Genomic DNA, 23,958 nt, shown 5'->3' on the forward strand with positions numbered 1-23,958 from the left:
GAAGTCGTCGGCCTGGAAGTTGTGGATCACGTCGCTGACCCGGCCGTCTGGCGGCGCGCCACATACAAGAGGGCAAACGGTGCCTGACGCGGCACTGGAGTCGGCGCTTCCGCAGCGAGGACCGGGGCGCCCCTCACCTGTCGTTCCTTTCCCTCTCCGCGAAGCCGGTGCTGTCGAAACCGGGTTCCAGTTCCACACCGGTGGCGTTCAGGAAGAAGGCCACCATGTGGTACTGCCCCACCAGCATGACGATCTCGATCAGTTCGGCCTCGTCGAAGTGCTCTGACAGGCCCTCCCAGGTGGCGTCGGACATCGCGGCATCGCGGTTCAGCTCGTCCGCCGCGCGGATCAAGTGCCTCTGGAGGTCCGTCCAGCCGGGTGCCTCCGGCCCTTCGCCGATGCGGTCGATGTCCGCGTCCGTGACGCCCTCGGCCCTGGCCAGGGGGAGGTGCCGCCCCCACTCGTACCGTGAGCCGGTGTTCCACGCGGTGCGCAGGATCAGTAACTCGCGCACTTCTCCCGGCAGTCGGCCGCTGACGAGCAACTGGCCGCCGAACGGCATGAACTGCTCGTAGAGATCGGGATGGCGTACGAGCGTGGTGAAGATGTTCGGGATCTGACCCCCGGGATCCTGGGGAGCCAGGGCCAGCAGTTCCCGGGTCCGCGGGTCCCTCTGTGCTTCGGGCAGCGGCGTCAGCCGCGGACGGGTCGGTCGGGCGGCTTCGTGGCGCTGTGGCATGGCGGCCTCCGGTCTCCGAGGGGCTCACCCTAGGAGACCGCACTCAGCGAGTGGAAGGCCCGGAGTGGTCAGCCGGCCGGGTCGAGAACGATCTTGCGGACGCCGTCGGAACGGCCTGCGAACAGTTCGTACGCCGCCGGTCCTTCGGAGAGGGCGAAGTGGTGGGAGACCACGGCCTCGGGCTGGAGCCGGCCGGCGCGGGTGAGGGCGATCAGGGGAGGGAGTTCGTAGTGCACCGAGCACAGCCCGATGGCGAACTCCAGTTCCTTGATCTGCGCCAGGTACATGTGGAACGGGAACGCCTTGTTCTGGCTGACCCCGATGACGCTGACGCGGCCGGCCTGCCGGACGGCCTTGAGGGCGAGCCCGATGGTGGCGTCGGAACCCACGGCCTCCACCACGGCGTCCGGCCCGCGGCCGGATGTCATCTCCCGGATGGCCGACCGCACGTCGTCACCCTCGACCGGCTCGACGCCCAGGCCCGCGGCGAAGGCGCGGCGCTCCGCGACCAGGTCCACGCCCAGCACCCGTGCCGCGCCCATCGCGAAGGCGGACTGAGCGGCCATGAGGCCGACCGGCCCGAGGCCGACGACCAGGACGGTCTCACCGGGCTGGATGCGGGCACGGCGGCAGCCGTACCAGGCGGTGGGGGCGTTGTCCGTGAGGACGACGGCGGCGTCGTCGGAGATGTCCTCGGGCAGGTGCACCAGATTGACGTCGGCGCAGGGCACGGCCAGGAGTTGAGCCTGGCTGCCCGGGAGCTTCGGGCTCACTCCGTAGCAGAGCTCCGTGCTCGACGTGGCGCGCTCGCATCGGGCGGTGAACCCGGCCGCACACTGCCGGCACTGCGCACAGCCGACAGAGGCGGGCACCAGGACCCGGTCGCCGGGCTTGAAGCGGGTGACCTGGCCGCCGGTGTCGACGACCACGCCGACGCACTCGTGTCCCGGTGTGTAGCCCAGTTCCGGGCTGAACGCGTTGCCGCCGTAGATGTGCAGGTCGCTGCCGCAGATGCCGGCCGCGGTCACCTGCACCACCGCGTCGGCGGGGCTGGTGACGGCCGGGTCGGGGACGTCCCCGTAGCGGATGTCGTGACGGCCGTGGTAGGTCAGTGCCTTCATCGGATCTCTCCCTCCCCTCGGCCCGGTCAGTCCGCGATCTTCAGCACCAGCTTGCCGCGGTTGTCACCACGGAACAGGCGCATCAGGGTCTCGGGGAACGACGCGACCGAGCCGGACACCACGTCCTCCAAGGACTTCAGCCGGCCCTCCGCCCGCCACGTGGCCATCTGTGCGATGCCCTCCGCGTACCGTTCGGCGTAGTCGAAGACCACGATGCCCGTCATGGATGCGCGGTTCACCAGCAGCGACAGGTAGTTGGCGGGGCCTTGCGGCTTGGTGCTGTTGTACTGGGAGATCGCGCCGCAGACCACGACGCGGGCGCCGCGCGCCAGGCGCAGCAGCACGGCGTCCAGAACGTCGCCGCCGACGTTGTCGAAGTACACGTCGACGCCGTCGGGGGCGTGCTCGCGCAGGGCTTTGCGGACGTCCTCGCTCTGGTAGTCGATCGCGGCGTCGAATCCGAACTCGTCCACCACCAGGCGGCACTTGGCCTCGCCGCCGGCGATGCCGATGACCCGGCATCCGAGGATCTTGGCGATCTGCCCGACGACGCTGCCGACGGCCCCGGCCGCTCCGGAGACCACGACGGTCTGCCCCGGCTCGGGACGCCCGACCTCGATCAGGCCGAAGTAGGCCGTCAGGCCCGACATACCGAGCGTGCCGAGATAGGTCGGCAGGGGAGCAGCCGCAGGGTCGACCTTGGTCACCCCGCGCCCGTCCGAGACGCAGTACTCCTGCACGCCGAACGTGCCCGACACATGGTCGCCGACCGCGAACCCGGAGTGCCGGGAGGCGACCACCCGGCCCACCGCGCCGGCGCGCATCACCTCGCCGATCTCCACCGGGCGGATGTAGGACCTGCCCGCGTTCATCCAGCCGCGCATCGCCGGGTCGATCGACAGACAGAGCACCTGTACCAGGAACTCCCCCTCGCCCGGCTGCCCCGCCGGTTCCTCGACGTGCTCCCAGTCGGTGGGGCGCGGCTCTCCCACGGGACGTGCGGCCAGGCGTATCTGGCGGTTGACCGTACTCATCAGCGGCGACTCTCCCTCAGCTGCATACCGTCCAGTCGGTACGGCCGTGAGCGTACGGGTGCCCGCCGTCCGGGGCAAGAGCCGGTCCGCCACGATTTACGGCTCATGCGGGCGGCCGGTCTTGGACAGCGAGCTATTCCTGTCCCGGCACCGCCATCTCTCCGAGGAGCGACCAGTCGTCCTGCGGGACGTTCGCGTTCACGATGCGCGGCGTCTCGGCCAGATACGGAGGCAGCGTCTGCTGCGCGGCCTTGAAGTGCGCGGACTGTACGTGTGCGGCTCCGGCCTCGTCGTCGCGGAAGGCCTCGACGAGGACGTACTCCGACGGCTCGTCCACGCTGCGCGACCAGTCGAACCACAGGCAGCCGGGCTCGGCGCGCGTCGCCCGGGTGAAATCAGCGGCGATCTCGGGCCAGCGGTCGGCGTGCTCGGGACGGACCCGGAACTTTGCGGTGATGAAGATCATGGGATTCCCTTCACTGAAGCGCTGCTGGCGACACGATCGTACGAACCCGGCTCGACGGCGACGTGACGGGAGCGGCGCCGCTGATCAGGAGGATCGGCGGGGGTGCACCGCCCCCTCCGTCGCGGTGAGCGGCGCTCCGGTGCCGCCCCAGCGCAGCGCCACGACCTCGGCGGCGACGGACACCGCCACCTCCTCGGGCGTACGGGCCCCGAGGTCCAGGCCGACCGGTGAGCGCAGCCGGGACAGTTCGCGTTCCGTGAGCCCGGCCTCGGCCAGCCGCTGCGCCCGGTCGGCGTGGGTGCGGCGGCTGCCCATCGCCCCGATGTAGGCGGCCGGGCGGCGCAGCGCCTCCTGGAGCAGGGGCACATCGAACTTCGGGTCGTGCGTGAGGACGCAGATCACCGTGCGCTCGTCGGTGTCGGTCTCGCGCAGATAGCGGTGCGGCCACTGCGCGACCACCTCGACGCCCTCGGGGAAGCGCCGGGGGGTGGCGAAGACGGGGCGGGCGTCGCAGACGGTGACTCGGTAACCGAGGAAGTCCCCGATGCGGGCCACGGCCGCGGCGTAGTCGATCGCGCCGAAGACCAGCATCCGCGGCGGCGGCGCGAAGGACTGCAGGAACACGCTCACGGAGTCCTCGCGGCGCTGCCCCTCGGGCCCGTAGTGCCGCAGGCCGGTGGCGCCGAGAGCGAGTTCGCCGCGGGCGTCGGCGGTCACGGCCGCGTCCAGGCCGCTCGCTCCGAGCGTGCCGAGGGTCCGGTCCGGCCAGACGGCGAGCGCCGCCCCGCGCGGTGCCGGGCCGTCGGTCACGGTCGCCACCGTGACCGGCTCGCCCGCCGCGACCGAGTCCGCGACCGCGCCGAAGCCGGGATCCCGCTCGGGCGTGACCGCGCGCACGAGCAGCGTGATCTCGCCGCCGCAGGTCAGGCCGACCGCGAAGGCGTCCTCGTCGCTGTAGCCGAAGGTCTCCAGCCGGGCCTCGCCTCCCGCGGCGACGTCCTGCGCCAGCTCGAACACCGCGCCCTCGACACAGCCCCCGGAGACGCTGCCCACGACCTCGTCGTCCGGGCCCACCGCCATCGCCGCGCCCGGGTCGCGCGGCGCGCTGCGGCTGACCTCGACGACCGTGGCGAGACCGAACGGGACCCCGGCCGCGTACCAGCGGCCGAGTACCGGGAGAACGTCACGCACGAGCCGCTCCTCTCCTTGCGCGCACCCGCCGGGTACCCCGGCAGCGGCTAATTCCGTTGTGGACCTCCGTGCCGGTCTGCTGCACTGCACGGGACAGCGACGTCACCGAGTCCCGAGGAGTTCCGAATGCGCACTGCGTGCATGTCCCCCCAGCCAGGAACGGACCTCTCTCCGAAGGACATGACGCTTCGTGCACATGCTCAACCTTGGAATTCTCGCCCATGTCGACGCGGGTAAGACCAGCCTGACCGAGCGGCTGCTCCATTCGGCCGGGGTGATCGACGAGATCGGCAGCGTCGACGACGGGAACACCCGCACCGACACCCTCGCCCTGGAGCGCCGGCGCGGCATCACCATCAAGTCCGCCGTCGTCTCGTTCCCCCTCGACGGCGTGACCGTCAACCTCATCGACACTCCCGGTCACCCGGACTTCATCGCCGAGGTGGAGCGCGTCCTCGGCGTGCTGGACGGCGTCGTCCTCGTGATCTCCGCCGTCGAAGGGGTGCAGGCGCAGACACGGGTGCTGATGCGGACGCTCCAGCGGCTGCGCATCCCGACCCTGCTCTTCGTCAACAAGATCGACCGGAGCGGGGCGCGCCAGGAGTCGGTGCTGCGGGAGATCTCGGCCCGGCTGACACCCGCGATCGTGCCGATGGGGACCGCCACCGGCCTCGGCACCCGCGCGGCCCGCTTCACCCCCGGCCCCGGACCGGCCGGCGCCCTCGACGTCCTGACCGGGCACGACGACGCGCTGCTGTCCGCGTACGTGGAGAACGGCGTCACGGACGCCCTGCTGCACGGGTCCCTCGTCGCGCAGACCCGGGAGGCGCTCGTCCACCCGGTCTACTTCGGTTCCGCCGCCACGGGCGCGGGCGTGGCGGCCCTCCTGTCCGGCATCGAGACGCTGCTGCCTGCGGCCGGCGGGGATGCGGACGGGCCGGTCTCCGCCACCGTGTTCAAGGTCGACCGGGGCCCGGCGGGGGAGAAGGTTGCCTATGCCCGGATGTTCTCCGGGACCCTGCGCACCCGCGACCGGGTCCCCTTCGGAACGGACGGCGCCGAAGGCCGGATCACCGGCATCAGCGTCTTCGGCCACGGCACGGACACCCGCGAGGACTCCGTCACCGCCGGCCGGATCGCCCGCCTCACCGGGCTCGGCGACATCCGGATCGGCGACGCGATCGGCGAACCCCGCAAGACGTACGAGCACGTCTTCGCCCCGCCGACCCTGGAGACGGTCGTCGTCCCCGGCCCGGACGTGCACAGGGGCGCGCTCCACCTGGCGCTCACCCAACTCGCCGAGCAGGACCCGCTGATCGGCCTGCGCCGCGACGAACGCCGCCAGGAGACCTCCGTGTCCCTGTACGGCGAGGTGCAGAAGGAGGTCGTCCAGGCCACCCTCGCCGACGAGTACGGCCTCGACGTCACGTTCCGGGAGACGACGCCGCTGTGCGTCGAACGGCCCGTCGGCACCGGGCAGGCCGTGGAGTTCAACAAGAAGGACTCCAACCCCTTCCTCGCGACGGTCGGCCTGCGCGTCGACCCCGCGCCGGTCGGCTCGGGTGTCGGCTTCCGGCTGGAGGTGGAGCTCGGGTCGATGCCGTACGCCTTCTTCAAGGCCGTCGAGGACACCGTGCGCGAGACCCTCGACCAGGGCCTGCACGGCTGGCAGGTCACCGACTGCGTGGTCACGATGACCCACAGCGGCTACTCGCCCCGTCAGAGCCATGCCCACCAGGGCTTCGACAAGAGCATGTCGAGCACCGGTGCCGACTTTCGTGGTGTGACCCCGCTGGTGCTGATCGAGGCGCTGCGGCGGGCCGGTACGCGGGTCCACGAGCCGATGCACCGCTTCCGCGTCGAGGCGCCCGCCGACACCCTCGGCGCCCTGCTGCCGGTCCTGGCCGGGCTCGCGGCCGTACCCGAGACGACGATGAACGGGGACGACGTCTGTGTCCTCGAGGGCACCGTGCCGGCCGCCCGGGTGCACGCCCTCGAACAGAGGCTGCCGGGGCTCACCCGGGGCGAGGGTGAGCTGGAGAGCTCCTTCGCTCACTACGCGCCCGTCACGCACGGCACGATTCCCGAGCGCCCGCGCACCGACCACAACCCGCTGGACAGGAAGGAGTACTTGTTGAACGTGACACGAAGGGTGTGTGGCTGAGATGTGAGGGCTGACCGGAACGAACTTACTCCGGAGTCAGAGGTGTTGACGGTGTCCTGATATCGCCGGACTGTAGTGGACATGCCGACTATCCGAGCGCGTCTGCTGGTCGTCCTGGTCGTCCTCTTCGGCTCCGTGTCGGTGGCGGGTGTCCCGCCGGCCACCGCCGCGCCTCCTCCCGGCTCCCTCTGGTTCGACGACCCGACCGTCACCGTGCGGGACGGCCGCTTCACCGACGCCCACGGCCGCGAGATCGTGCTGCGCGGCTTCAACGTCTCCGGCGAGACCAAGCTCGCGGAGAACAAGGGCCTGCCCTTCGCCTCGGTCGCCGACGCCCGCACATCGGCGACCGCGCTGCGCGCCCTCGGCGGCGGCAACACCGTCCGCTTCCTGCTCTCCTGGGCGTACGCCGAGCCCGAGCGCGGAAAGGTGGACACGGCCTACCTGGCCGCCGCCACCGCCCAGATGAAGGCCTTCCTCGACGCCGGCATCCGCGTCTACCCCGACTTCCACCAGGACCTCTACTCCCGGCACCTCTTCGACGCCGACAGCTGGTACACCGGCGACGGCGCGCCCAAGTGGGCCGTGGACGCCGGGAACTACCCGGACGAGTCCTGCGGCATCTGCCTCTTCTGGGGGCAGAACATCACCCAGAACGAGGCCGTGAAGCGTGCCACGTACGACTTCTGGCACAACGCGCACGGCGTGCAGGACGCCTTCCTCACCACCGCCCAGAAGACCATGGCGTACGTCCGACAGCACCTGAGCGCCGACCAGTTCAAGGGCATCGTCGGCTTCGACCCCTACAACGAGCCGCACGCGGGCGTCTACGACTCCGGGCAGACCAGCCGCGCCTGGGAGAAGGACGTGCTCTGGCCGTTCTACGAGAAGATCCGGGCCCGCATGGACACGGCCGGCTGGCGCGACAAGCCCGCCTTCGTCGAGCCGAACCTGTTCTGGAACGCCAACCTCGCCTTCCAGAAGCAGGAGGGCGGCCTGCTCGACGCGGGCAAGCTCGGCCCGCGCTACGTCTTCAACACGCACTTCTACGACCAGAAGGCCATCTCCGGCGTCTTCATGTGGGGCAAGGCGGCCGACGGCCAGTACGCGGGAGACTTCCGCACCGTCCGCGACCGGGCCGCCGCCGCGCAGACGGCCGCCGTGGTCAGCGAGTTCGGGCACCCACTGGCGGGCAACGTCTCCGACAAGGCGCCGACCGTCCTCAAGGCGATGTACCAGGCCCTCGACTCCCGTCTGAAGGGCGCCGACTGGTGGTCCGACCCGGCGGCTTCGGGGCGCGTGCTCTCCGGCTCGCAGTGGCAGTGGGACATCTACCACGGCCGCCACCGCGAGCTGATGAACGGCAACCCCGACAAGGTGCTCACCACCGGTGACGCCTGGAACGACGAGGACCTCTCCGCCGTACGCCTCGACGATGCGGGCCGGCCGGAGCTGCGCCAGGACGGCCGGCTCCTGGACCGCATCTACCCGAGCGCCACCGCCGGTACCACCGTCGGCTTCACCTACGAGGACCGCTCCCGGGACGGCTCGACGACCCTGACCTGGAACCCGGTGCCCAGCTCCCTGCCGAACGTCCGGCGGCTGGTGGGGTCCGGGCAATACGGGCTGCTGCTGTGGCGCTCGGACGGCGGCTCGGCGCCCACCGAACTGCATCTGCCGGCGAGCTTCCCGACCGCGTCCACCACGGTCGTCTCCGACCTGGGCACGGCCCACGCCCCGCCGGCGTACACCTCGGCGACCCCGGTCGGCGTGGCGCAGGAGCCCGGCGGCACGGGAAGCCGCCGCCTGCTGCTCACCGCGCCGGACTCGGGCGTCCTGCACTACGCGCTGGTGACCAACGGGGCGACGGCTCCCCCGGCGGATCTGCTCGCCGCGGCCCGCTCCGAACTGGCGGCGTGGGCGGCGAAGGAGGTCGACTAGCGGGGAGGTCAACCAGCGGACGGACTCGTCCAGTCGGCCGCGACATGGCCGAGCCGGACGCGCTGCGGGTGGTCACCGACCGGCACGGACACGACCTTCTTACCGGTGGTGAAGTCGATGGCCGTGACCTGGTCGGTGCCGCTCTCGGAGACCACGCAGGACTTGCCGTCACCGCTGACCGTGGCCCAGTAGGGCTTGGAGGCGGTGACGAGCGGGCCCTCCTGGAGGGTGGCGCGATCCACGACGGTGGCGTAGTCGTCCATCGTGCCCGCGACGCACAGCTTGCGTCCGTCCGGGCTCATCGAGATGCCGTGGTGGCGCGAGTCGTTGACGAAGCTGGTGCGGTCGTCGCTGGTCGCCGAGTTCTTCGGCAGGGTCTTGGTGCGGGTGATCTTGTTCGCGGCGATGTCGTACTCGAAGAAGCCGTTGAAGAAGGAGACCTGGAAGTACAGCTTCGACTCGTCCGGGGAGAAGACGGCCGGGCGGACCGCGTCGGAGTAGTCCTTGAGGCCGAGCGCGTCCAGCTGCGGGCGCATGTCGATGACCCTGACCTGCTTGTACGTCGTGGCATCGACGACGGTGATGCGCCGGTCGCCCTTCGTCCAGTCCAGCCACGGGGCGTCGGTCTGCGTGTTCACGTCACCGATCGCCATGTTGTAGATGTACTTGCCGTCCTGGGTGAAGATGTTCTCGTGCGGCTTGTCGCCGGTGCCGAACTTGCCCAGTTCCCTGCCGGAGACGATGTCCAGCACATGGACGGTGTTGGAGGTCGACGCCGAGACCGCGACCCGCTTGCCGTCGGGGGAGACCGCCATGTGGTCGGAGCGGTAACCGGACACGGGGAAGCGCCAGTTGAGCCGCCCGGAGGCGAGGTCGATCGAGACGACATCGGCGAAGCTCGGCCGGGAGACGACCACCGACGTCCCGTCCGGCGTGGAGTACATGTCGTCGACGAACTGGTCGTGGCCCTCGCCGACGCTGTTGCGGATCGCCATGAAGTAGATCCACCTGATCGGATCGGCGTTGATCTCCGCCATCCGCTCGGCCTTGTCGGGGATGACGTTGATCCGGCCGATCTTCGCGAAGTCGCCGGTGGAGCGGATGACTTCGGCGGTGCCGTCCCAGTTGTTGCCCACGAACAGCACCTCGCGCAGCGCGGCGGAGGAGCCCGGGTCGGCCGCGGTGGCGGCGGTCGCGGGAGCGGTGACGGTCAGGGCGAGGGCTGCGGCTACGGAGCACAGGTGCCGGCGTCGGAAGACGGGCATGACTGCTCCCCTCTCTGCTGTGGGGTGAGCGTTGTGAGTGGGACATGCCAAATTTGGTGCGTGGAATCTGAACACACGCGCTTTCAGAGTGAACTTACTGCAAAGTAAGGAAGAGGCGGCCTTCTCCACAAGACCGCGTGCACGACAAAATCAGTGTTCGAACAGTGAAGGGAGAGCCGGTGCCGGGCAGACTCAGAGCGCCGACCGGCCGCTACGGCGGCAAGACCGCCGAGGAGCGGCAGGCCGAGCGGCGCCGGCGCTTCCTCGACGCCGCGCTCCAACTGTTCGGCGACCACCCCGGTTTCCGCTCCACCACGGTCGCGGCCCTCAGCGAGACGGCCGGGCTGTCCACCCGCCAGTTCTACGAGGAGTTCCGCACCCTCGAGGACGTGCTCGCCGCGCTGCACCTCCAGGTCAACGGCTGGGCCGAGGGGGCGGCGCTGGAGGCGGCCGCGGGCGCGGCGGACCTGCCGCTCGTCGAGCGGGCCACCGCCATCTTCCGTGCCTACGCCGGGAACGTCGCCGCCGATCCGCGCCGGATCCGCATCACCTTCGTCGAGATCATCGGCGTCAGCCCGCGCTTGGAGGAGCAGCGGCTCGCCCGCCGGGCCGGCTGGGTCGACCTCATCTGCGCCGAGGCCGACGCGGCCGCGGCACGCGGAGAGGCCGCTCCCCGTGACTACCGCCTCGCCGCGACGGGCTTCATCGGCAGCGTCAACGGCCTGCTGCACGACTGGAGCGCCGGCTGGGTCGACGCGACGCTCGACGAGGTCGTCGACGAACTGGTCCGGCAGCTGCTGGGGATCCTGCGGCCGCCGGGGTGGAAGCCGGAAGGGTGAAGGCAGCCGCCGGGTGCGGAGGAGCGTCCTGCCGCACGCTGCACGCTGCACGCCGCACGCCGCACGCCGTCCGGACCCTTGACCGGTCCCGGCCCCTGCGTCGGCATACCCCAGAGCGGCTCGAGGCCCCCGGGGAGACCGGCACCGCGGACCACGGACCGGACGGCGGCGGTCGCCTGAGCCAGGTACCGAGGAGCCCCCTCGACCAGGGCCTGACCGCCTACCTGATGGAGGCTCAGTTCACCGACACCGCGCCGAACACGCCGGAGCTGCTGGACGCCACGGCGACGCTGCTGGACCACTGGACCCTCGGCGCCCGGGAGAGCGCGGCGCTCGCCCGGCTCCTCGCCGGTGCCGAGGGGCTGCGACCGGTCGGCCAGGTGACCGACCGGCTGGGCCGACGCGGCCAGGCCTACGTGAACGACACCGGCGGCCTCCGCCGCATGCTGATCATGGACCCGGCCACCGGAGCCGTCCTCGGGCTGGAGAGCACTCTCACGGCCCCGGAGCCCGCATTTCGGCGTCGAGGAGGGCGACGTCATGTCGTACAGCGCCTGGATGCGCTGATCTCGTGGCGGCGGGCAGCGCCACGTGCCGTGAGACTCCTGCTACTCGTCCCAGGCCTGGAGCAGCGTCTGCTCGGCGATCTTGCCGCCGCGCAGCGAGACCATGGACTCGGACAGGACACGCACCCCGTCCGCGTACTGGCAGCTCTCGCTGTAGGCGGCCTCGTCGCCCTGGATGACGCACCGCTCCAGCTTGTGCGACATGTCGCGGCTGTAGACGTCCTCCAGCATCCGGCCGATCTCGTCCCGGCCGTGCAGGACCTTGGGATGGCTGGGCTGGGTCGTGCGGTCGACGATGCGCAGTTCCGCGTCGTCGGCGTAGAGGGAGAGCAGTATGTCGGGGCTCTGACCTTCCAACCCCTGGCGCAGGGTCTCTCGGTCGAAGGCGGGGTCTGCCGCGGTTCCCATGATGACCTCCTTCGAAGGGCCGCGGCCCGGCGGGAGCGGGCCGCGAAAGGCCTCTCCTGTCGAGCGTCCTCCCGCCCGGCGGACTCGGCAAGCGCAACCGGGACACTGGGCCTGCCGGGTGAGCGGCACCGCCCACCCGTGTCCGCCGGGGACCCGCCCGCGTTGCCACAGACATGATCTCAACACGACGTATCGTCGTCGCCGTTGGTCTCGCCGCTGGGGTCACCGGCCTCGCCGCGCCGATGGCGAACGCGGCCGACGCGGAAGCAAGAGCCCGCTCAGCCCGATCGCCACGCTCGACTCGCTGACCGTGAGCGACATCCCCGCCGAGCACAAGGACGAGATCCCGCGGCCCTCCTCGCAGCTGGCCGGGCTCAACCGCCTCAACGACCTAGACCAGCTGAACCAGGTCGTCGGTCTGGTCTCCCCGGTCTTCGGCTTCCTTCCGAACGTCCGCTGACCGCAGCGTGTGCGTGGGGGCCGCCCGCACCCGGGCGGCCCCCACGCACACCCGGGCTCAGTCCGCGGTGGCGAGGAACTGCGTCGCGGCCAGCTCCGCGTAGAGCGGATCGGCCGTCACGAGCTCACGGTGCGTGCCGACGGCCCGGACCCGGCCCGCGTCCATCACCACGATCCGGTCGGCCATCGTCACCGTGGACAGCCGGTGCGCCACGACGAGGACCGTGGTCGTACGGGCCACGTCCGCGACGGTGTCGCGCAGCGCCGCCTCGTTCACCGCGTCCAGCTGCGAGGTCGCCTCGTCGAGCAGCAGCAGCCGGGGGCGGCGCAGCAGCGCGCGGGCGATGGCGACGCGCTGCCGCTCACCGCCGGACAGCTTGGTGCCGCGGTGCCCCACGAGCGTGTCGAGGCCGGCGGGCAGCCGGGAGACCAGACCGTCGAGACGGGTCGTCTTGAGCACCCGCGCGAGGGCGTCCTCGTCCGCCTCCGGATGGCCCAGCAGCAGGTTGTCCCGCAGGGAGCCCGACAGAACCGGCGCGTCCTGCTCCACATAGCCGATCGCGGCACGCAGCCGGGGCAGCTCCCAGTCGTTCAGGTCCCGGCCGTCCACCGTGATGACACCGGACTCGGGGTCGTAGAACCGCTCGATCAGCGAGAAGACGGTGGTCTTGCCGGCGCCGGACGGGCCGACGAACGCCGTCATGCCCTGGGCGGGCACGGTGAACGTCACCCCGTGGTGGACGTAGGGCAGGTCATCGGCGTAGCGGAAGCGGACGTCGTCGAAGGCAAGAGCGGCAGGCTGCGCGCCCGGGGAGGGCAGCGGCGCGGCCTCGGCGGCCGGTTCGGCGGGCAGGCGCAGCGCCTCCTCGATGCGGGTGAGGGCCGCGGCGCCCGTCTGGTACTGCGTGATGGCGCCGACGACCTGCTGTATCGGCGACATCAGGTAGAAGACGTAGAGCAGGAACGCCACCAGCGTGCCCACGTCGACCGCCCCGGTCGCGACCCGTGCGCCGCCCACGGCGAGCACCGTGATGAAGGCGATCTGCATGGCGAGCCCCGCCGTGTTGCCCGCGGCCGCCGACCACTTGGCGGCCCGCACGCTCTGCCGCCACGACTCCTGCGCCGCCTCGTGGAGCGTCCGCTCCTCCCGGTGCTCGGCCCCGGACGCCTTCACCGTGCGCAGGGCGCCGAGGATCCGCTCCAGCGAGGCACCCATGACCCCCACCGCGGTCTGCGCCTCCCGGCTCGCCTTGTTGATGCGCGGCACGATCACCCCGAGGACCACGCCCGCGCCCAGGATCACGGCCAGGGTGACTCCCAGCAGCACGGCGTCGACCAGGCCCATCATCACCACCGTGGCGACGAGCGTGAGCCCGCCCGTGCCCAGGCCGACCAGCGAGTCGGTGGTGACCGCGCGCAGCAGGGTGGTGTCGGAGGTGATGCGGGCCATCAGGTCCCCGGGTTCGCTGCGGTCCACGGCGGGGATCCGCAGCCGCAGCAGATACGACGACAGGGCGCGCCGCGCGCCGAGCACCACCGACTCGGCGGTGCGCGTCAGGACGTACGAACCCAGCGCGCCCACCGCGGCGTTGGCCACGACCAGGGCCGACATCGCCAGCAGGGCGCCGGTGATGGCCCGCTCGTGCGACAGATCGTCGATCAGGCCCCGCGCCACCAGCGGCAGCAGCAGCCCGGTCGCCCCGGTGACCAGCGAGAGCAGCGCCCCCGCGACGAGGGACCAGCGGTGCGGCCGGACGTATCCGAGGAGCTGCCGCCACGCGGGTGTGGCGGTCTCGGTCTCTGCGATGCTCACGGCGCTCCCTCGGCGTCGGCGGAGCGTTCAGGCTACGTCGGCGGCGACCCGCGCGGCCTGCCCTTTCGTGGAGAGGTGGGTGGCCGATCCGTGCGCCTTACCGATCAGTCGCGCGTAGGGTCGGAAGGGAACGGACCCGGCCGACGAAGGAGTCAGCACCATGGCCCAGGAAGTACGCGGCGTGATCGCCTCCGGCAAGGACGAGCCGGTGCGGATCGAGACGGTCGTGGTGCCCGACCCCGGCCCGGGCGAGGCCGTGGTGCAGGTGCAGGCCTGCGGGGTGTGTCACACCGACCTGCACTACAAGCAGGGCGGCATCAACGACGAGTTCCCGTTCCTGCTGGGCCACGAGGCCGCGGGCGTGGTCGAGGCGGTCGGCGCCGGCGTCACCGATGTCGAGCCCGGTGACTTCGTGATCCTCAACTGGCGTGCGGTGTGCGGGAAGTGCCGGGCCTGTCTGCGCGGGCGGCCCTGGTACTGCTTCGACACCCACAACGCGCAGCAGAAGATGACCCTCGCCTCGACCGGGCAGGAGCTGTCCCCGGCCCTCGGCATCGGCGCCTTCGCGGAGAAGACGCTCGTCGCGGCCGGGCAGTGCACCAAGGTCGACCCGGGCGTGGCCCCGCAGGTGGCCGGGCTGCTGGGCTGCGGTGTGATGGCCGGCATCGGCGCCGCGATCAACACCGGGAACGTCGGCCGGGGCGACTCGGTCGCCGTGATCGGCTGCGGCGGTGTCGGCGACGCGGCCATCGCCGGATCGCACCTGGCCGGAGCGGCGACGATCATCGCCGTCGACATCGACGACCGCAAGCTTCGGACCGCCCGGTCCATGGGCGCCACGCACACCGTCAACTCGCGCGAGAGCGACCCGGTCGAGGCGATCCGCGAGCTCACCGGCGGCTTCGGCGCCGACGTCGTCATCGAGGCCGTCGGCCGCCCGGAGACGTACAAGCAGGCCTTCTACGCTCGTGACCTCGCGGGCACGGTCGTCCTCGTCGGCGTCCCCACGCCCGAGATGAAGCTCGAACTGCCGCTGCTCGACGTCTTCGGCCGCGGCGGAGCACTGAAGTCGAGCTGGTACGGCGACTGCCTGCCCTCCCGGGACTTCCCCATGCTGATCGACCTGCATCTGCAGGGGCGTCTGGACCTCGGCGCGTTCGTCACCGAGACCATCCAGCTCGACGAGGTGGAGAAGGCGTTCGAGCGGATGCACCACGGCGACGTGCTGCGCTCGGTGGTGGTGCTGTGATGACGACGCGTATCGAACACCTCGTCACCTCCGGCCAGTTCAGCCTCGACGGCGGCACCTGGGACGTCGACAACAACGTGTGGATCGTCGGCGACGACCACGAGGCGATCGTCATCGACGCCGCCCACGACGCCGACGCCATCGCCGAGGCCGTCGGGGACCGCCGGCTCACGGCCATCGTGTGCACGCACGCCCACAACGACCACATCGACGCCGCCCCCGCCCTCGCCGAGCGCACCGGCGCCACGATCTGGCTGCACCACGACGACCTGCCGCTGTGGAAGCAGACCCACCCGGACCGCGAGCCGGACGCCTGGCTGGTCGACGGCCAGGTGATCGAGGCCGGCGGCGCCGACCTGCGGGTCCTGCACACCCCGGGGCACGCGCCCGGCGCGGTCTGCCTCTACGACCCGGGGCTCGGCACCGTCTTCACCGGCGACACCCTCTTCCAGGGCGGCCCCGGCGCCACCGGCCGTTCCTTCTCGCACTTCCCGACGATCATCGACTCGATCCGCGACCGGCTGCTGACCCTGCCGCCCGGGACGACGGTCCGCACCGGCCACGGCGACTCCACGACCATCGGCGCGGAGGCCCCGCAGCTCGAGGAATGGATCGCCCGGGGCCACTGATCGCGCGTCGCCGGTAAAAGGCGACAGAAGGTGTCCGGCTTACCCGTCACGCTGAAGGCGACAGGCAGTCACACCACGGGAGGTCGGACATGTCAGCTTCGTTGCAGGGCAAGGTCGCACTGGTCGCCGGTGCGACCCGGGGAGCCGGGCGGGGGATCGCCGTGGAACTCGGCGCGTCCGGCGCCACGGTCTACGTCACCGGCCGCACCACCCGCGCCCGCCGCTCGGAGTACGACCGGCCCGAGACCATCGAGGACACCGCCGACCTGGTCACCGCGGCCGGCGGGCGGGGCGTCGCCGTCCCCACCGACCACCTGGACCGGGCGCAGGTGCGGGCGCTCGTGGACAGGATCGCGGACGAGCAGGGCCGCCTCGACGTCCTCGTCAACGACATCTGGGGCGGCGAGAAGCTCTTCGAGTGGGAGACCCCACTCTGGGAGCACGACCTCGACAACGGCCTGCGCCTGCTCAAGCTCGCCGTCGAGACACACGCCGTCACCAGCCACCACGCCCTGCCCCTGCTGCTGCGCAACCCCGGCGGCCTGGTCGTCGAGGTCACCGACGGCACCGCCGACTACAACGGCGCGAACTACCGCACCAGCTTCTTCTACGACCTCGCCAAGACGTCCGTCCTGCGCATGGCCTTCTCCCTCGGCCACGAACTCGGCCCGCGCGGCGCCACCGCGGTCGCCCTGACCCCGGGCTGGATGCGCTCGGAGATCATGCTGGACGCCTTCGGGGTACGGGAGGACAACTGGCGCGACGCCCTGGAGCGCGTCCCCCACTTCGCCATCTCGGAGACCCCGCACTACGTGGGCCGGGCCGTGGCCGCACTCGCCGCCGACCCGGATGTGTCCCGCTTCAACGGCACCTCCCTCTCCAGCGGCGGACTCGCACAGGTGTACGGCTTCACCGACCTCGACGGCAGCCGTCCGGACGCCTGGCGTTACCTGGTGGAGGTCCAGGACACGGGGAAGCCCGCGGACGTCACCGGATACCGGTGACGCGGCCGCCAGACGCTGTGCGCGGGCCCGTGCCCGCTCCATGAGGAATGTCACTGTTCCGTCCCAGCGCGCCCGACCGCACAACCGGAACCGTTCTCCGTCCGTCTAGCTGGCAGACATCGCAGACCCGACTTTCGCGAAGGGGCATGACCAGCCATGGGGGACGTACGCAGACGGAGCGCCGTCGCACTGGGGATCACCGGTCTGGTGGCACCGCTCACGCTCGCACTCGGCGCCACACCGGCCCAGGCCGCGAGCTGCACCACGCAGGCCGGCCCGTACCAGAAGAAGGTGGAGAAGTTCCTCGGCCGTCCGGTCGACGGCAAGCAGTCCGCCGCCGACTGCAAGGCCATCCGCGCCTTCCAGACCAAGCACGGCATCTCCCCGAACATCGGCTACGCCGGTCCCGTCACCTGGGGGGTGATGGACCTGATGCAGAAGCAGAAGGCCGTCGGGACGAACCCCAACAAGGACGGCAAGTGCCCGGTGAACAAGGGCCGGATCGCCTGCGTGAACCTGACGCTCCAGCTGAGCTGGATCCAGGACGGCAAGAAGCTCGTCTACGGCCCCGTCCCGGTCCGCACCGGCCGCGACGGGTACGAGACCCGCACCGGCCTGAAGAAGATCTACTGGCGCAACATCGACCACGTCTCGTCCATCTACGACGTGCCGATGCCCTACGCCCAGTTCTTCGACGGCGGCCAGGCCTTCCACTCGGTCGGCGTCAGCATGTGGAACCCGCCGGGATCGCACGGCTGCGTCAACATGACCAAGACCGACGCCAAGAAGTACTGGTCGCTGCTGAAGAAGGGCGACGACGTCTTCGTCTACGGCCGCAAGCCGGGCACCTGATCCCGGGCACCCGGCTCGCACCCGGCGTCCCCTACTGGGGCGCGTCCCCGAAGTCCGGGATCTCCAGCCTGACTCCGCCCTGCCGCGCGGACTCGTGCGCGATGATGCCAGGCAGGGTGTAGCGGGCGGCCACCCAGGCGTTCACCGAGGGCAGCGTGCGGTCGTTGACGGCGGTCACGAAGTCGTCCACCAGGAAGTGGTGGCTGCCCTCGTGGCCGTTGTGGAGGTGGTCGAACTCCCTCGGCAGCCGCGCACGGTCGTGCACGGGCGCCGATCCGGAGGTGAAGGCGGCCCGCAGCTCGGGCGCGATGTGCTGGAGCGAGGGGTCGTCGGGCGCCATGGTGGGCTTGGGCTCCAGCAGTTCGCTGATGTCCTTCACCCCCTGCTTGTCCTGCCACAGGGCGACCGTGGCGAGCTGCTCCATGCTGGCCTCGGTGCCGAAGAAGCGGAAGCGCGACTCCCGTATGTGTGAGGGGTAGCCGACCCGCCGGAACTCGTTCGTACGGAACGAGCCGCCGCCCGCCACCTCGAAGAGCGCGGTGGCGTTGGAGACGTCGTTGCCGAACTGGCTGACGTCCTTGTCGAAGACGCCGTCGCCCCGGTCGTCGACGACACCGATCGCCGACACGCTCACCGCGTGCGTCTTCCAGGCGCCCAGCACCCCGCCGACCGCGTGGGTCGGGTACAGCAGCGGGGGATAACTGGCGGTCGCCTTCCAGTTCTCGCCGCCGCTGTACTGGTAGGCCTCGTAGAACCCCAGATCCATGTCGTGGACGTAGTCGCCCTCGGCGTAGAAGAGCCGCCCGAAGGCGCCCTCGGCGATCTGGTTGCGGGCGTGGACCGTGGCCGGGTTGTACTCGCTGGTCTCGCCCATCATGTAGGTCAGCCCGGTGGCCTTGACCGCGTCGATGATCGCCGCGATCTCCTCCGTGCTGATCGCCATCGGGACGGCGGAGTACACGTGCTTGCCGGCGTTGAGTCCCTGGAGCACCAGCGGCCCGTGCGTCCAGCGCTGGGTGAAGATCGCGACGGCGTCGACGTCCTCCGACTCCAGCATGGCCTGGTACGACGGGAAGGTGCCCGCCAGTCCCTGGGCGGCGGCGAGCTGTGCGGCGCGCTCGGGCAGCAGGTCGGTGACGTAGACGTCGCTGACGCCGGGGTGGGCCTGGAACAGGGTGGCGAACTGGCCCGAGAACTGTCCGGCGCCGACGATGCCGATGGAGAACGTCATGGGGGCGTGCCCTTCACTGGTCGGGGGATCACTGCGAGAGGATCAGGTTGATCTGTTCATTGGTCTGGTCGAGGCTGCTCACGGGCTTTCCGTTGCCGTAGATGTCCTCCATCGCGGGTGCCATCAGGGCCGTCATGTCCGCCGAGTAGTTGGCGATCGGGTAGGAGAAGGTCCGGAAGCGCTTCTTGTCGGCCACGGGTTCGGTGAACGCCGAGACGTCGATGCCCTTCTTCCGGTACGCGGCGACGGCCGCCTCGGTCCCGGCGGGGGTGGCGGGGAAGACGACCCCGGACCCGCCGACGACCCTCTGGCACCGGTCCGAGGCCATGTAGGCCACCCACTTGCGGGCGCCCGCCTTGTTCTTGGAGGCCTTGGTGATGGAGTCGGCGAGGCCGTTCATCATCGTGGCGCGCTTGCCGGTCGGGCCGGCGGGTGTCAGGGCGGTCTTGATGTCCTTGCCCTTGAAGCCCGCGTACGTGGAGATCATCCAGGCCCCGTCGAAGGCGGTGGCCGCCTTGCCCGCCGCGACCTGGGTGTTCGCCTGGTTGGACTGGACGTTGTAGTCGGACAGCGGCGGCATGTAGCCCTTCTTCGCCAGGCCGAAGTACCACTGGACGACGGACTGGAAGGTCTTGCTGTCGTACTGGTACTTCGTGCCCCAGCGCGGCTTGTCGAGGTAGCTCCAGCCGGCGGAGGCCGCGAAGGTGCTCCACTGGGTCTGGCCGTCGCCGAACCCGCCGCCGCCCGTGGCCAGGCCGTAGACCTTGACGTTGTTCTTGTCGAAGCCCGGCTCGTCGCCCCGCTTGCCGTTCCTGTCGACGGTGAGACGGGCGATGGCCTTCTCGAAGGTGCCGCCGTCCTTCGGGTTCCAGGAGAGGGTGTTGAGCTGCCCGGCGGTGAGGCCCGCGTCCTTCGTCAGCTTCTCGTTGTAGAAGAGCGCGACCGTGTCCCAGTCCTTCGGAGCGCCGTAGCGGTGGCCGTCCTGGCCGACCCAGTTGGCGGCGAGACCCGGCTGGTAGTCGGAGTCCTCGATGCCGAGGTCGTCGAGCGGTTCGAGGACCTTCAGATCGGCGAACTGGCCGAAGTTCTGGATGTGGTCGGTGAACACGTCCGGCTGGGTGCCCGCGATGAACCCGGCGGTGAGCTTGGTCCAGTAGTCGCTCCAGCCCAGCTGCGTGATCTTCACCTTCAGCCCGGGGTTCTCCTTCTCGAAGCCCTTCGCACAGGCCTGGTAGGCGGGCAGTTGGTTGGCGTCCCACAGCCAGTACGTGACGGTGTTCGCGGACGATCCGGCGGCACCTCCCTGAGCGCATCCGCTGACCAGGGACAGCGCCAGCACTCCGGTCACCGCGACGAGCGGACGACGTCGAATTCGCATCACAGTCCCCTTACTTGATCCCGGTGAAGCCGATGAAGCTGACGATGCGGCGGGCGAAGCAGGCGAACAGCACCAGCATCGGCAGCGCGGCGATCAGCGTCGCGGCCATGAGCCCGGACCAGTCGACGCCGGTCTGCGGGGTCTGCGCCCGGAAGACCGCCAGCGCCACGGTCAGCACGCGGGAGCTGTCGCTGTAGGAGACCATCAGCGGCCAGAAGTAGTCGTTCCAGGAGGTGATGTACGTCAGCACGCCCAGCGTGATGATCGGCGTGGACGCCATCGGCAGCACCACCCGGAAGAAGATCTTGATCTTCCCGGCGCCGTCGAGCAGCGCGGCCTCCTCGACCTCCTTCGGGATGTTCATGAAGAACTGCCGCAGGAAGAACACCGCGAACGGCGTCATGAACATGGTGGGCAGTGCGATACCCAGGAGCGTGTCGATCAGGTGCAGTTGCTTGATCAGCACGAAGTTCGGCAGGAGCGTGAAGATGGCCGGCACCATCATCCCGGCCAGGAACAGCCCGAACATCTTGTCCCGGCCCCGCCAGCGCAGTCGCGAGAAGGCGTACGCGGCCATCGCGGAGAAGAAGATCTGGCATCCGGTGATCAGGGTCGACACCAGCACCGAGTTGAGCAGATAGCGCCAGAAGTCGAGCCCGCCGCCGGCTCCGCCCTGTTTGACGGCCTCCTCGGCCGACTGCATCCCCAGGGCCCGTTCGAAGCCGCTGGTGGTGAGGCCCACCGGCAGGGGGTTGGTGGGGTCGGCGTTCAGGCCCGCGTTGGTGGAGAGCGCGGTGCGCAGGATCCAGTAGAACGGCAGCAGGGTGATGAGGACGATCAGTCCCATCACGGTCCAGGCGGCGGCCCGCCCGAAGGGGAACCTGCGCCGGACCGGCCGCAGGGTCGTCGGCGTCGTTGTCGTCACGGCAGTCATGGCGGTGTCTCCCTTCCGTCAGCCGAGGTCGGTCCGGCCGGCCCGGGTGAGCCGGTACTGGAGGACGGTGATCGCGCTCAGCACGACCAGCAGGGCGACGGACATGGCCGAGGCGTAGCCGAACTGGAAGCGCCCGAAGGCCGAGCCGTAGATGTAGTACTGCAGGACGTTGGTCGCGTTGGCCGGACCGCCCGCGGTGGTCACGGCGACGGTGTCGAACACCTGGAACGATCCGATCACCGTCATGATCAGCACGACCGCGAGCACCGGCCGCAGCAGCGGCATGGTGATCCGCCAGAACATCCGCCACTCGCTCGCGCCGTCCACCCGGGCCGCCTCGTACATGTCGTTCGGGATGGCCTGCAGACCGGCGAACAGCAGCAGGGCGGTGTAACCCACGTGCCGCCACACATTGATGAGCGCGATCGTCGGGATCGCCCAGGTCTCGTCGGCGAGGAACGGGATGCGGTCCACGCCGAGGCCGCTGATGATCTCGTTGCCGATACCGAGCTGGGTGTCGAGGATCCAGAGCCAGACGAGACCGGCGACGACGTTCGACATCAGATACGGCGTCAGCACGATGCCGCGCAGCATCGCCGACTGGGTCAGCCGCTGGAGCAGGACGGCCATGGCGAGCGCCGCGACCGTCTGGACGCCGATGTTGATGACGACGTACTCGACGGTGACCCACAGGGAGTCCCAGAAGATGGGGTCGTTGACCATGCGGACGTAGTTGTCCAGCCCCACCCACTCCGCCGGTGTCAGCAGGTTGAAGCGGGTGAAGCTCAGATAGATACCCCGGAGCGTCGGCCACAGCAGGAAGACCAGGAAGCCGAGCAGGGCCGGCGCGATGAAGAGCGCGGCCAGCCGCCCGTCCCCCCGGTCCTCGCCGGACACCCCCTGTCGCGTTCCGGTCCTGCTGCGGGCCTCCCGCGCGTCGCCCGTGGGCAGACGCGAAGGAGGACTGCTGGAGGCGATGGTCATCGGGAGACTCCCTCGCTGCGGCGGCTCGTCCTCTGGCGGGATTTACTTTTGGTGCGAAACAATTGCTGCGTCAAGAGGCCTGCAAACATCTTTTCTCAGAAGCCTTCATCGACATAGAGTGATCGTGTTGGTTTCAGTGCGAAAAAAATGGGTGAGGGGAGTCGGACCTTCATGACCGAAGGCACCGCGGGCTGGCTGCCGCTGAGCCCGGGGGAGCGCTCCGTGGCGATCGAAGTGCTCGTCCACGGCCCGCTGTCGCGCACCGAACTCGCCCGCAGGCTGGGTCTGTCGGCCGGCAGCCTCACCCGGCTGACCAAGCCGCTGATCGAGTCGGGCCTGCTGGTCGAGGTGCCCGAGGCGGGAGCGGCCGCGGAGACGCGCCAGGGCCGCCCCTCCCAGCCGCTGGACGTCGTCGCCGACTCGGGCTTCTTCCTCGGCTTCAAGATCACGCAGGACACGGTCTACGGCGTCGTCACCACTCTTCGAAGCCGTATCGTCGCCCGCCACGACCGCCCGCTCACCACCCACGACCCCGCCGAAGTCGCCGACGTGCTGGCCGAGATGACCGCCGAATTGGCCGAGGGCCACCCCCGCCTCGCCGGGATCGGCATCGGGGTCGGCGGCTTCGTCCAGGACCGCGCCGTGGTGGGCGAGTCCCCCTTCCTGCTGTGGCGGGACGTCCCCCTGGCCGACCTGGTGGAGAGCCGCACCGGACTGCCGGTGGTCGTCGAAAACGACGTCGCCGCCCTGGTCGAGGCCGAGACCTGGTTCGGCGCCGGACGCGGCCTGGACCGCTTCGTCGTCCTCACCATCGGCGCCGGACTCGGCTACGGGCTCGTCCTCGGCGGCAAGCGGGTGCCCTTCGCGGAGGAGGACCGCGGGTTCGGGCGGCACTGGATCGTCGACCCCAACGGGCCGCTCACCCCGGACGGCAGGCGCGGCAGTGCCGTCTCGCTGCTGACCATCCCCAGCATCCGCTACCAGATCCGGGCCGCCACCGGCAGTGACCTCACCTATGAGGAGATCCTCGCCCTGGCCGCCGCGGGGGACCCGATGCCCGCCCGGGTCGTCGACGAGGCCGCGCGTGCCCTGGGTACGCTCGTCGCGCAGATCTCCAACTTCGTGATGCCGCAGAAGATCCTGCTCGCGGGGGAGGGGGTCGGGCTGATGGATGTGGCCCGGAAGACGGTCGAGGAGACGGTCCGCGAGCACAGGCACCCGCTGGCCGCCCCGGTGGGCCTGGAGACGAAGGTGTCCGACTTCCACGACTGGGCGCGCGGCGCGGCCGTGTTGGCCATCAAGGTGCTGGTGCTGGGATCGGCCGAAGCGTGAACGACGGCGAACGTAGGGGTGGCGAAAGGTACTCGCAGGCGGCTGATGTGAACAGCCTCACGTTTACCGGGAGATGGACGTGATCAGCAACACTGTCCGAAATGACCGTTTAGTTCGCGATTACTCACATCGTCTTCACGTCCGGCGACGTATGCTTCACAGCATGTCCACCACTGTTGAAACCTCATCCGAGCGATCGGCTGACGAGGTCAACGAGGAGATCCGCGCGCTGTGGCGCCGGTCGGGCGGGACACTGAGCGTCGAGCAGCGCGAGGAATACCAGCGGCTCGTCCTGGAGTGGGCCTCCGCGGCCCCGCAGTCGGTGCCCGCGGCCTGACCATCACCTCGGCCCGCTGACA

Annotated in this window: 21 protein-coding genes and 1 pseudogene; 10 read left to right on the forward strand and 12 right to left on the reverse strand. The window is 70.3% G+C overall.

Annotated features, from left to right (window positions below; translation table 11 throughout):
• Nucleotides 1–133: 133 nt before the first annotated feature.
• From G3I77_RS10090 to G3I77_RS10110, 5 genes are all read right to left on the reverse strand, one after another.
• Nucleotides 134–739 (reverse strand): carboxymuconolactone decarboxylase family protein, encoded by a 606-nt coding sequence (locus G3I77_RS10090; protein ID WP_248502309.1) that lies wholly within the window; start codon nt 737–739, stop codon nt 134–136.
• Nucleotides 740–807: 68 nt separating this feature from the next.
• Complete coding sequence (locus G3I77_RS10095; protein ID WP_248502311.1) at nt 808–1,860, reverse strand: alcohol dehydrogenase catalytic domain-containing protein; 1,053 nt, start codon at nt 1,858–1,860, stop codon at nt 808–810.
• A 26-nt stretch (nt 1,861–1,886) separates the two neighbouring features.
• On the reverse strand, nt 1,887–2,894 hold the full coding sequence (locus G3I77_RS10100) for an NADP-dependent oxidoreductase (protein WP_248502313.1): 1,008 nt from the start codon (nt 2,892–2,894) through the stop codon (nt 1,887–1,889).
• A 133-nt stretch (nt 2,895–3,027) separates the two neighbouring features.
• Nucleotides 3,028–3,360, reverse strand: a complete 333-nt coding sequence (locus G3I77_RS10105) for a putative quinol monooxygenase (RefSeq protein ID WP_248502315.1) — start codon at nt 3,358–3,360, stop codon at nt 3,028–3,030.
• Between the two features lie 84 nt (nt 3,361–3,444).
• Complete coding sequence (locus tag G3I77_RS10110) at nt 3,445–4,551, reverse strand: XdhC/CoxI family protein (RefSeq protein ID WP_248502317.1); 1,107 nt, start codon at nt 4,549–4,551, stop codon at nt 3,445–3,447.
• Between the two features lie 190 nt (nt 4,552–4,741).
• On the opposite strand from G3I77_RS10110, the gene G3I77_RS10115 reads away from it, so the two are divergent.
• Complete coding sequence (locus G3I77_RS10115; RefSeq protein WP_248502319.1) at nt 4,742–6,715, forward strand: translation factor GTPase family protein; 1,974 nt, start codon at nt 4,742–4,744, stop codon at nt 6,713–6,715.
• Between the two features lie 81 nt (nt 6,716–6,796).
• A complete protein-coding gene (locus tag G3I77_RS10120; RefSeq protein ID WP_248502321.1) occupies nt 6,797–8,656 on the forward strand; it encodes a cellulase family glycosylhydrolase in 1,860 nt (619 codons plus the stop codon).
• Nucleotides 8,657–8,664: 8 nt separating this feature from the next.
• Here the strand turns inward: G3I77_RS10120 and G3I77_RS10125 are convergent, their stop codons facing one another.
• The gene (locus G3I77_RS10125; protein ID WP_248502323.1) at nt 8,665–9,921 is read right to left on the reverse strand and encodes a YncE family protein; all 1,257 of its coding nucleotides are present in this window, start codon (nt 9,919–9,921) and stop codon (nt 8,665–8,667) included.
• Nucleotides 9,922–10,100: 179 nt separating this feature from the next.
• Between G3I77_RS10125 and G3I77_RS10130 the strand changes: the two genes are divergently transcribed.
• Nucleotides 10,101–10,760, forward strand: coding sequence for a TetR/AcrR family transcriptional regulator (locus G3I77_RS10130; RefSeq protein ID WP_248502324.1), 660 nt, complete (start codon nt 10,101–10,103; stop codon nt 10,758–10,760).
• A 608-nt stretch (nt 10,761–11,368) separates the two neighbouring features.
• Here the strand turns inward: G3I77_RS10130 and G3I77_RS10140 are convergent.
• Nucleotides 11,369–11,734 (reverse strand): nuclear transport factor 2 family protein, encoded by a 366-nt coding sequence (locus G3I77_RS10140; RefSeq protein ID WP_248502326.1) that lies wholly within the window; start codon nt 11,732–11,734, stop codon nt 11,369–11,371.
• A gap of 173 nt (nt 11,735–11,907) precedes the next feature.
• Here G3I77_RS10140 and G3I77_RS10145 point away from each other — a divergent pair.
• Nucleotides 11,908–12,194 (forward strand): annotated as a pseudogene (locus tag G3I77_RS10145) (hypothetical protein).
• A 57-nt stretch (nt 12,195–12,251) separates the two neighbouring features.
• On the opposite strand, the gene G3I77_RS10150 reads toward G3I77_RS10145, so the two are convergent.
• Nucleotides 12,252–14,006 (reverse strand): ABC transporter ATP-binding protein, encoded by a 1,755-nt coding sequence (locus tag G3I77_RS10150; protein ID WP_248502328.1) that lies wholly within the window; start codon nt 14,004–14,006, stop codon nt 12,252–12,254.
• 160 nt (nt 14,007–14,166) lie between these two features.
• On the opposite strand from G3I77_RS10150, the gene G3I77_RS10155 reads away from it, so the two are divergent.
• The 4 genes from G3I77_RS10155 (at nt 14,167) to G3I77_RS10170 (ending at nt 17,740) form a co-directional block, all read left to right on the forward strand.
• Nucleotides 14,167–15,255, forward strand: a complete 1,089-nt coding sequence (locus G3I77_RS10155; RefSeq protein WP_248502330.1) for an S-(hydroxymethyl)mycothiol dehydrogenase — start codon at nt 14,167–14,169, stop codon at nt 15,253–15,255.
• A complete protein-coding gene (locus G3I77_RS10160; RefSeq protein ID WP_248502332.1) occupies nt 15,255–15,884 on the forward strand; it encodes an MBL fold metallo-hydrolase in 630 nt (209 codons plus the stop codon). Before G3I77_RS10155 ends, G3I77_RS10160 begins: the two co-directional genes overlap by 1 nt.
• A gap of 89 nt (nt 15,885–15,973) precedes the next feature.
• Nucleotides 15,974–16,888 carry an SDR family oxidoreductase gene (locus tag G3I77_RS10165; RefSeq protein WP_248502334.1) on the forward strand — a complete coding sequence of 305 codons (915 nt, stop codon included), beginning with the start codon at nt 15,974–15,976 and terminating at the stop codon, nt 16,886–16,888.
• A gap of 156 nt (nt 16,889–17,044) precedes the next feature.
• Nucleotides 17,045–17,740, forward strand: a complete 696-nt coding sequence (locus tag G3I77_RS10170; protein ID WP_248502336.1) for a L,D-transpeptidase family protein — start codon at nt 17,045–17,047, stop codon at nt 17,738–17,740.
• A gap of 31 nt (nt 17,741–17,771) precedes the next feature.
• On the opposite strand, the gene G3I77_RS10175 is transcribed toward G3I77_RS10170, so the two are convergent.
• The 4 genes from G3I77_RS10175 to G3I77_RS10190 are packed head-to-tail and all read right to left on the reverse strand — an operon-like array spanning nt 17,772 to nt 22,267.
• Complete coding sequence (locus tag G3I77_RS10175; RefSeq protein WP_248502338.1) at nt 17,772–18,971, reverse strand: Gfo/Idh/MocA family protein; 1,200 nt, start codon at nt 18,969–18,971, stop codon at nt 17,772–17,774.
• 28 nt (nt 18,972–18,999) lie between these two features.
• Complete coding sequence (locus tag G3I77_RS10180; RefSeq protein ID WP_248502339.1) at nt 19,000–20,349, reverse strand: sugar ABC transporter substrate-binding protein; 1,350 nt, start codon at nt 20,347–20,349, stop codon at nt 19,000–19,002.
• Nucleotides 20,350–20,359: 10 nt separating this feature from the next.
• Nucleotides 20,360–21,283 carry a carbohydrate ABC transporter permease gene (locus tag G3I77_RS10185; RefSeq protein ID WP_248502341.1) on the reverse strand — a complete coding sequence of 308 codons (924 nt, stop codon included), beginning with the start codon at nt 21,281–21,283 and terminating at the stop codon, nt 20,360–20,362.
• An 18-nt stretch (nt 21,284–21,301) separates the two neighbouring features.
• Nucleotides 21,302–22,267 carry a carbohydrate ABC transporter permease gene (locus G3I77_RS10190; RefSeq protein WP_248502343.1) on the reverse strand — a complete coding sequence of 322 codons (966 nt, stop codon included), beginning with the start codon at nt 22,265–22,267 and terminating at the stop codon, nt 21,302–21,304.
• A 171-nt stretch (nt 22,268–22,438) separates the two neighbouring features.
• On the opposite strand from G3I77_RS10190, the gene G3I77_RS10195 reads away from it, so the two are divergent.
• Both G3I77_RS10195 and G3I77_RS10200 read left to right on the forward strand, forming a co-directional pair.
• The gene (locus G3I77_RS10195; RefSeq protein ID WP_248502345.1) at nt 22,439–23,599 is read left to right on the forward strand and encodes an ROK family transcriptional regulator; all 1,161 of its coding nucleotides are present in this window, start codon (nt 22,439–22,441) and stop codon (nt 23,597–23,599) included.
• A gap of 151 nt (nt 23,600–23,750) precedes the next feature.
• Complete coding sequence (locus G3I77_RS10200) at nt 23,751–23,936, forward strand: hypothetical protein (RefSeq protein WP_248502347.1); 186 nt, start codon at nt 23,751–23,753, stop codon at nt 23,934–23,936.
• The last annotated feature ends 22 nt before the right edge of the window (nt 23,937–23,958 follow it).

The organism is Streptomyces sp. D2-8 (assembly GCF_023184515.1).
Classification (GTDB): domain Bacteria; phylum Actinomycetota; class Actinomycetes; order Streptomycetales; family Streptomycetaceae; genus Streptomyces.

Coding starts and splice junctions, on each gene's coding strand:
- G3I77_RS10090 (WP_248502309.1), bottom strand. CDS start 739: ATGCCACAGCGCCACGAAGCCGCCCGACCGACCCGTCCGCGGCTGACG.
- G3I77_RS10095 (WP_248502311.1), bottom strand. CDS start 1,860: ATGAAGGCACTGACCTACCACGGCCGTCACGACATCCGCTACGGGGAC.
- G3I77_RS10100 (WP_248502313.1), bottom strand. CDS start 2,894: ATGAGTACGGTCAACCGCCAGATACGCCTGGCCGCACGTCCCGTGGGA.
- G3I77_RS10105 (WP_248502315.1), bottom strand. CDS start 3,360: ATGATCTTCATCACCGCAAAGTTCCGGGTCCGTCCCGAGCACGCCGAC.
- G3I77_RS10120 (WP_248502321.1), top strand. CDS start 6,797: ATGCCGACTATCCGAGCGCGTCTGCTGGTCGTCCTGGTCGTCCTCTTC.
- G3I77_RS10125 (WP_248502323.1), bottom strand. CDS start 9,921: ATGCCCGTCTTCCGACGCCGGCACCTGTGCTCCGTAGCCGCAGCCCTC.
- G3I77_RS10140 (WP_248502326.1), bottom strand. CDS start 11,734: ATGGGAACCGCGGCAGACCCCGCCTTCGACCGAGAGACCCTGCGCCAG.
- G3I77_RS10155 (WP_248502330.1), top strand. CDS start 14,167: ATGGCCCAGGAAGTACGCGGCGTGATCGCCTCCGGCAAGGACGAGCCG.
- G3I77_RS10160 (WP_248502332.1), top strand. CDS start 15,255: ATGACGACGCGTATCGAACACCTCGTCACCTCCGGCCAGTTCAGCCTC.
- G3I77_RS10165 (WP_248502334.1), top strand. CDS start 15,974: ATGTCAGCTTCGTTGCAGGGCAAGGTCGCACTGGTCGCCGGTGCGACC.
- G3I77_RS10170 (WP_248502336.1), top strand. CDS start 17,045: ATGGGGGACGTACGCAGACGGAGCGCCGTCGCACTGGGGATCACCGGT.
- G3I77_RS10175 (WP_248502338.1), bottom strand. CDS start 18,971: ATGACGTTCTCCATCGGCATCGTCGGCGCCGGACAGTTCTCGGGCCAG.
- G3I77_RS10180 (WP_248502339.1), bottom strand. CDS start 20,349: ATGCGAATTCGACGTCGTCCGCTCGTCGCGGTGACCGGAGTGCTGGCG.
- G3I77_RS10185 (WP_248502341.1), bottom strand. CDS start 21,283: ATGACTGCCGTGACGACAACGACGCCGACGACCCTGCGGCCGGTCCGG.
- G3I77_RS10190 (WP_248502343.1), bottom strand. CDS start 22,267: ATGACCATCGCCTCCAGCAGTCCTCCTTCGCGTCTGCCCACGGGCGAC.
- G3I77_RS10195 (WP_248502345.1), top strand. CDS start 22,439: ATGACCGAAGGCACCGCGGGCTGGCTGCCGCTGAGCCCGGGGGAGCGC.
- G3I77_RS10200 (WP_248502347.1), top strand. CDS start 23,751: ATGCTTCACAGCATGTCCACCACTGTTGAAACCTCATCCGAGCGATCG.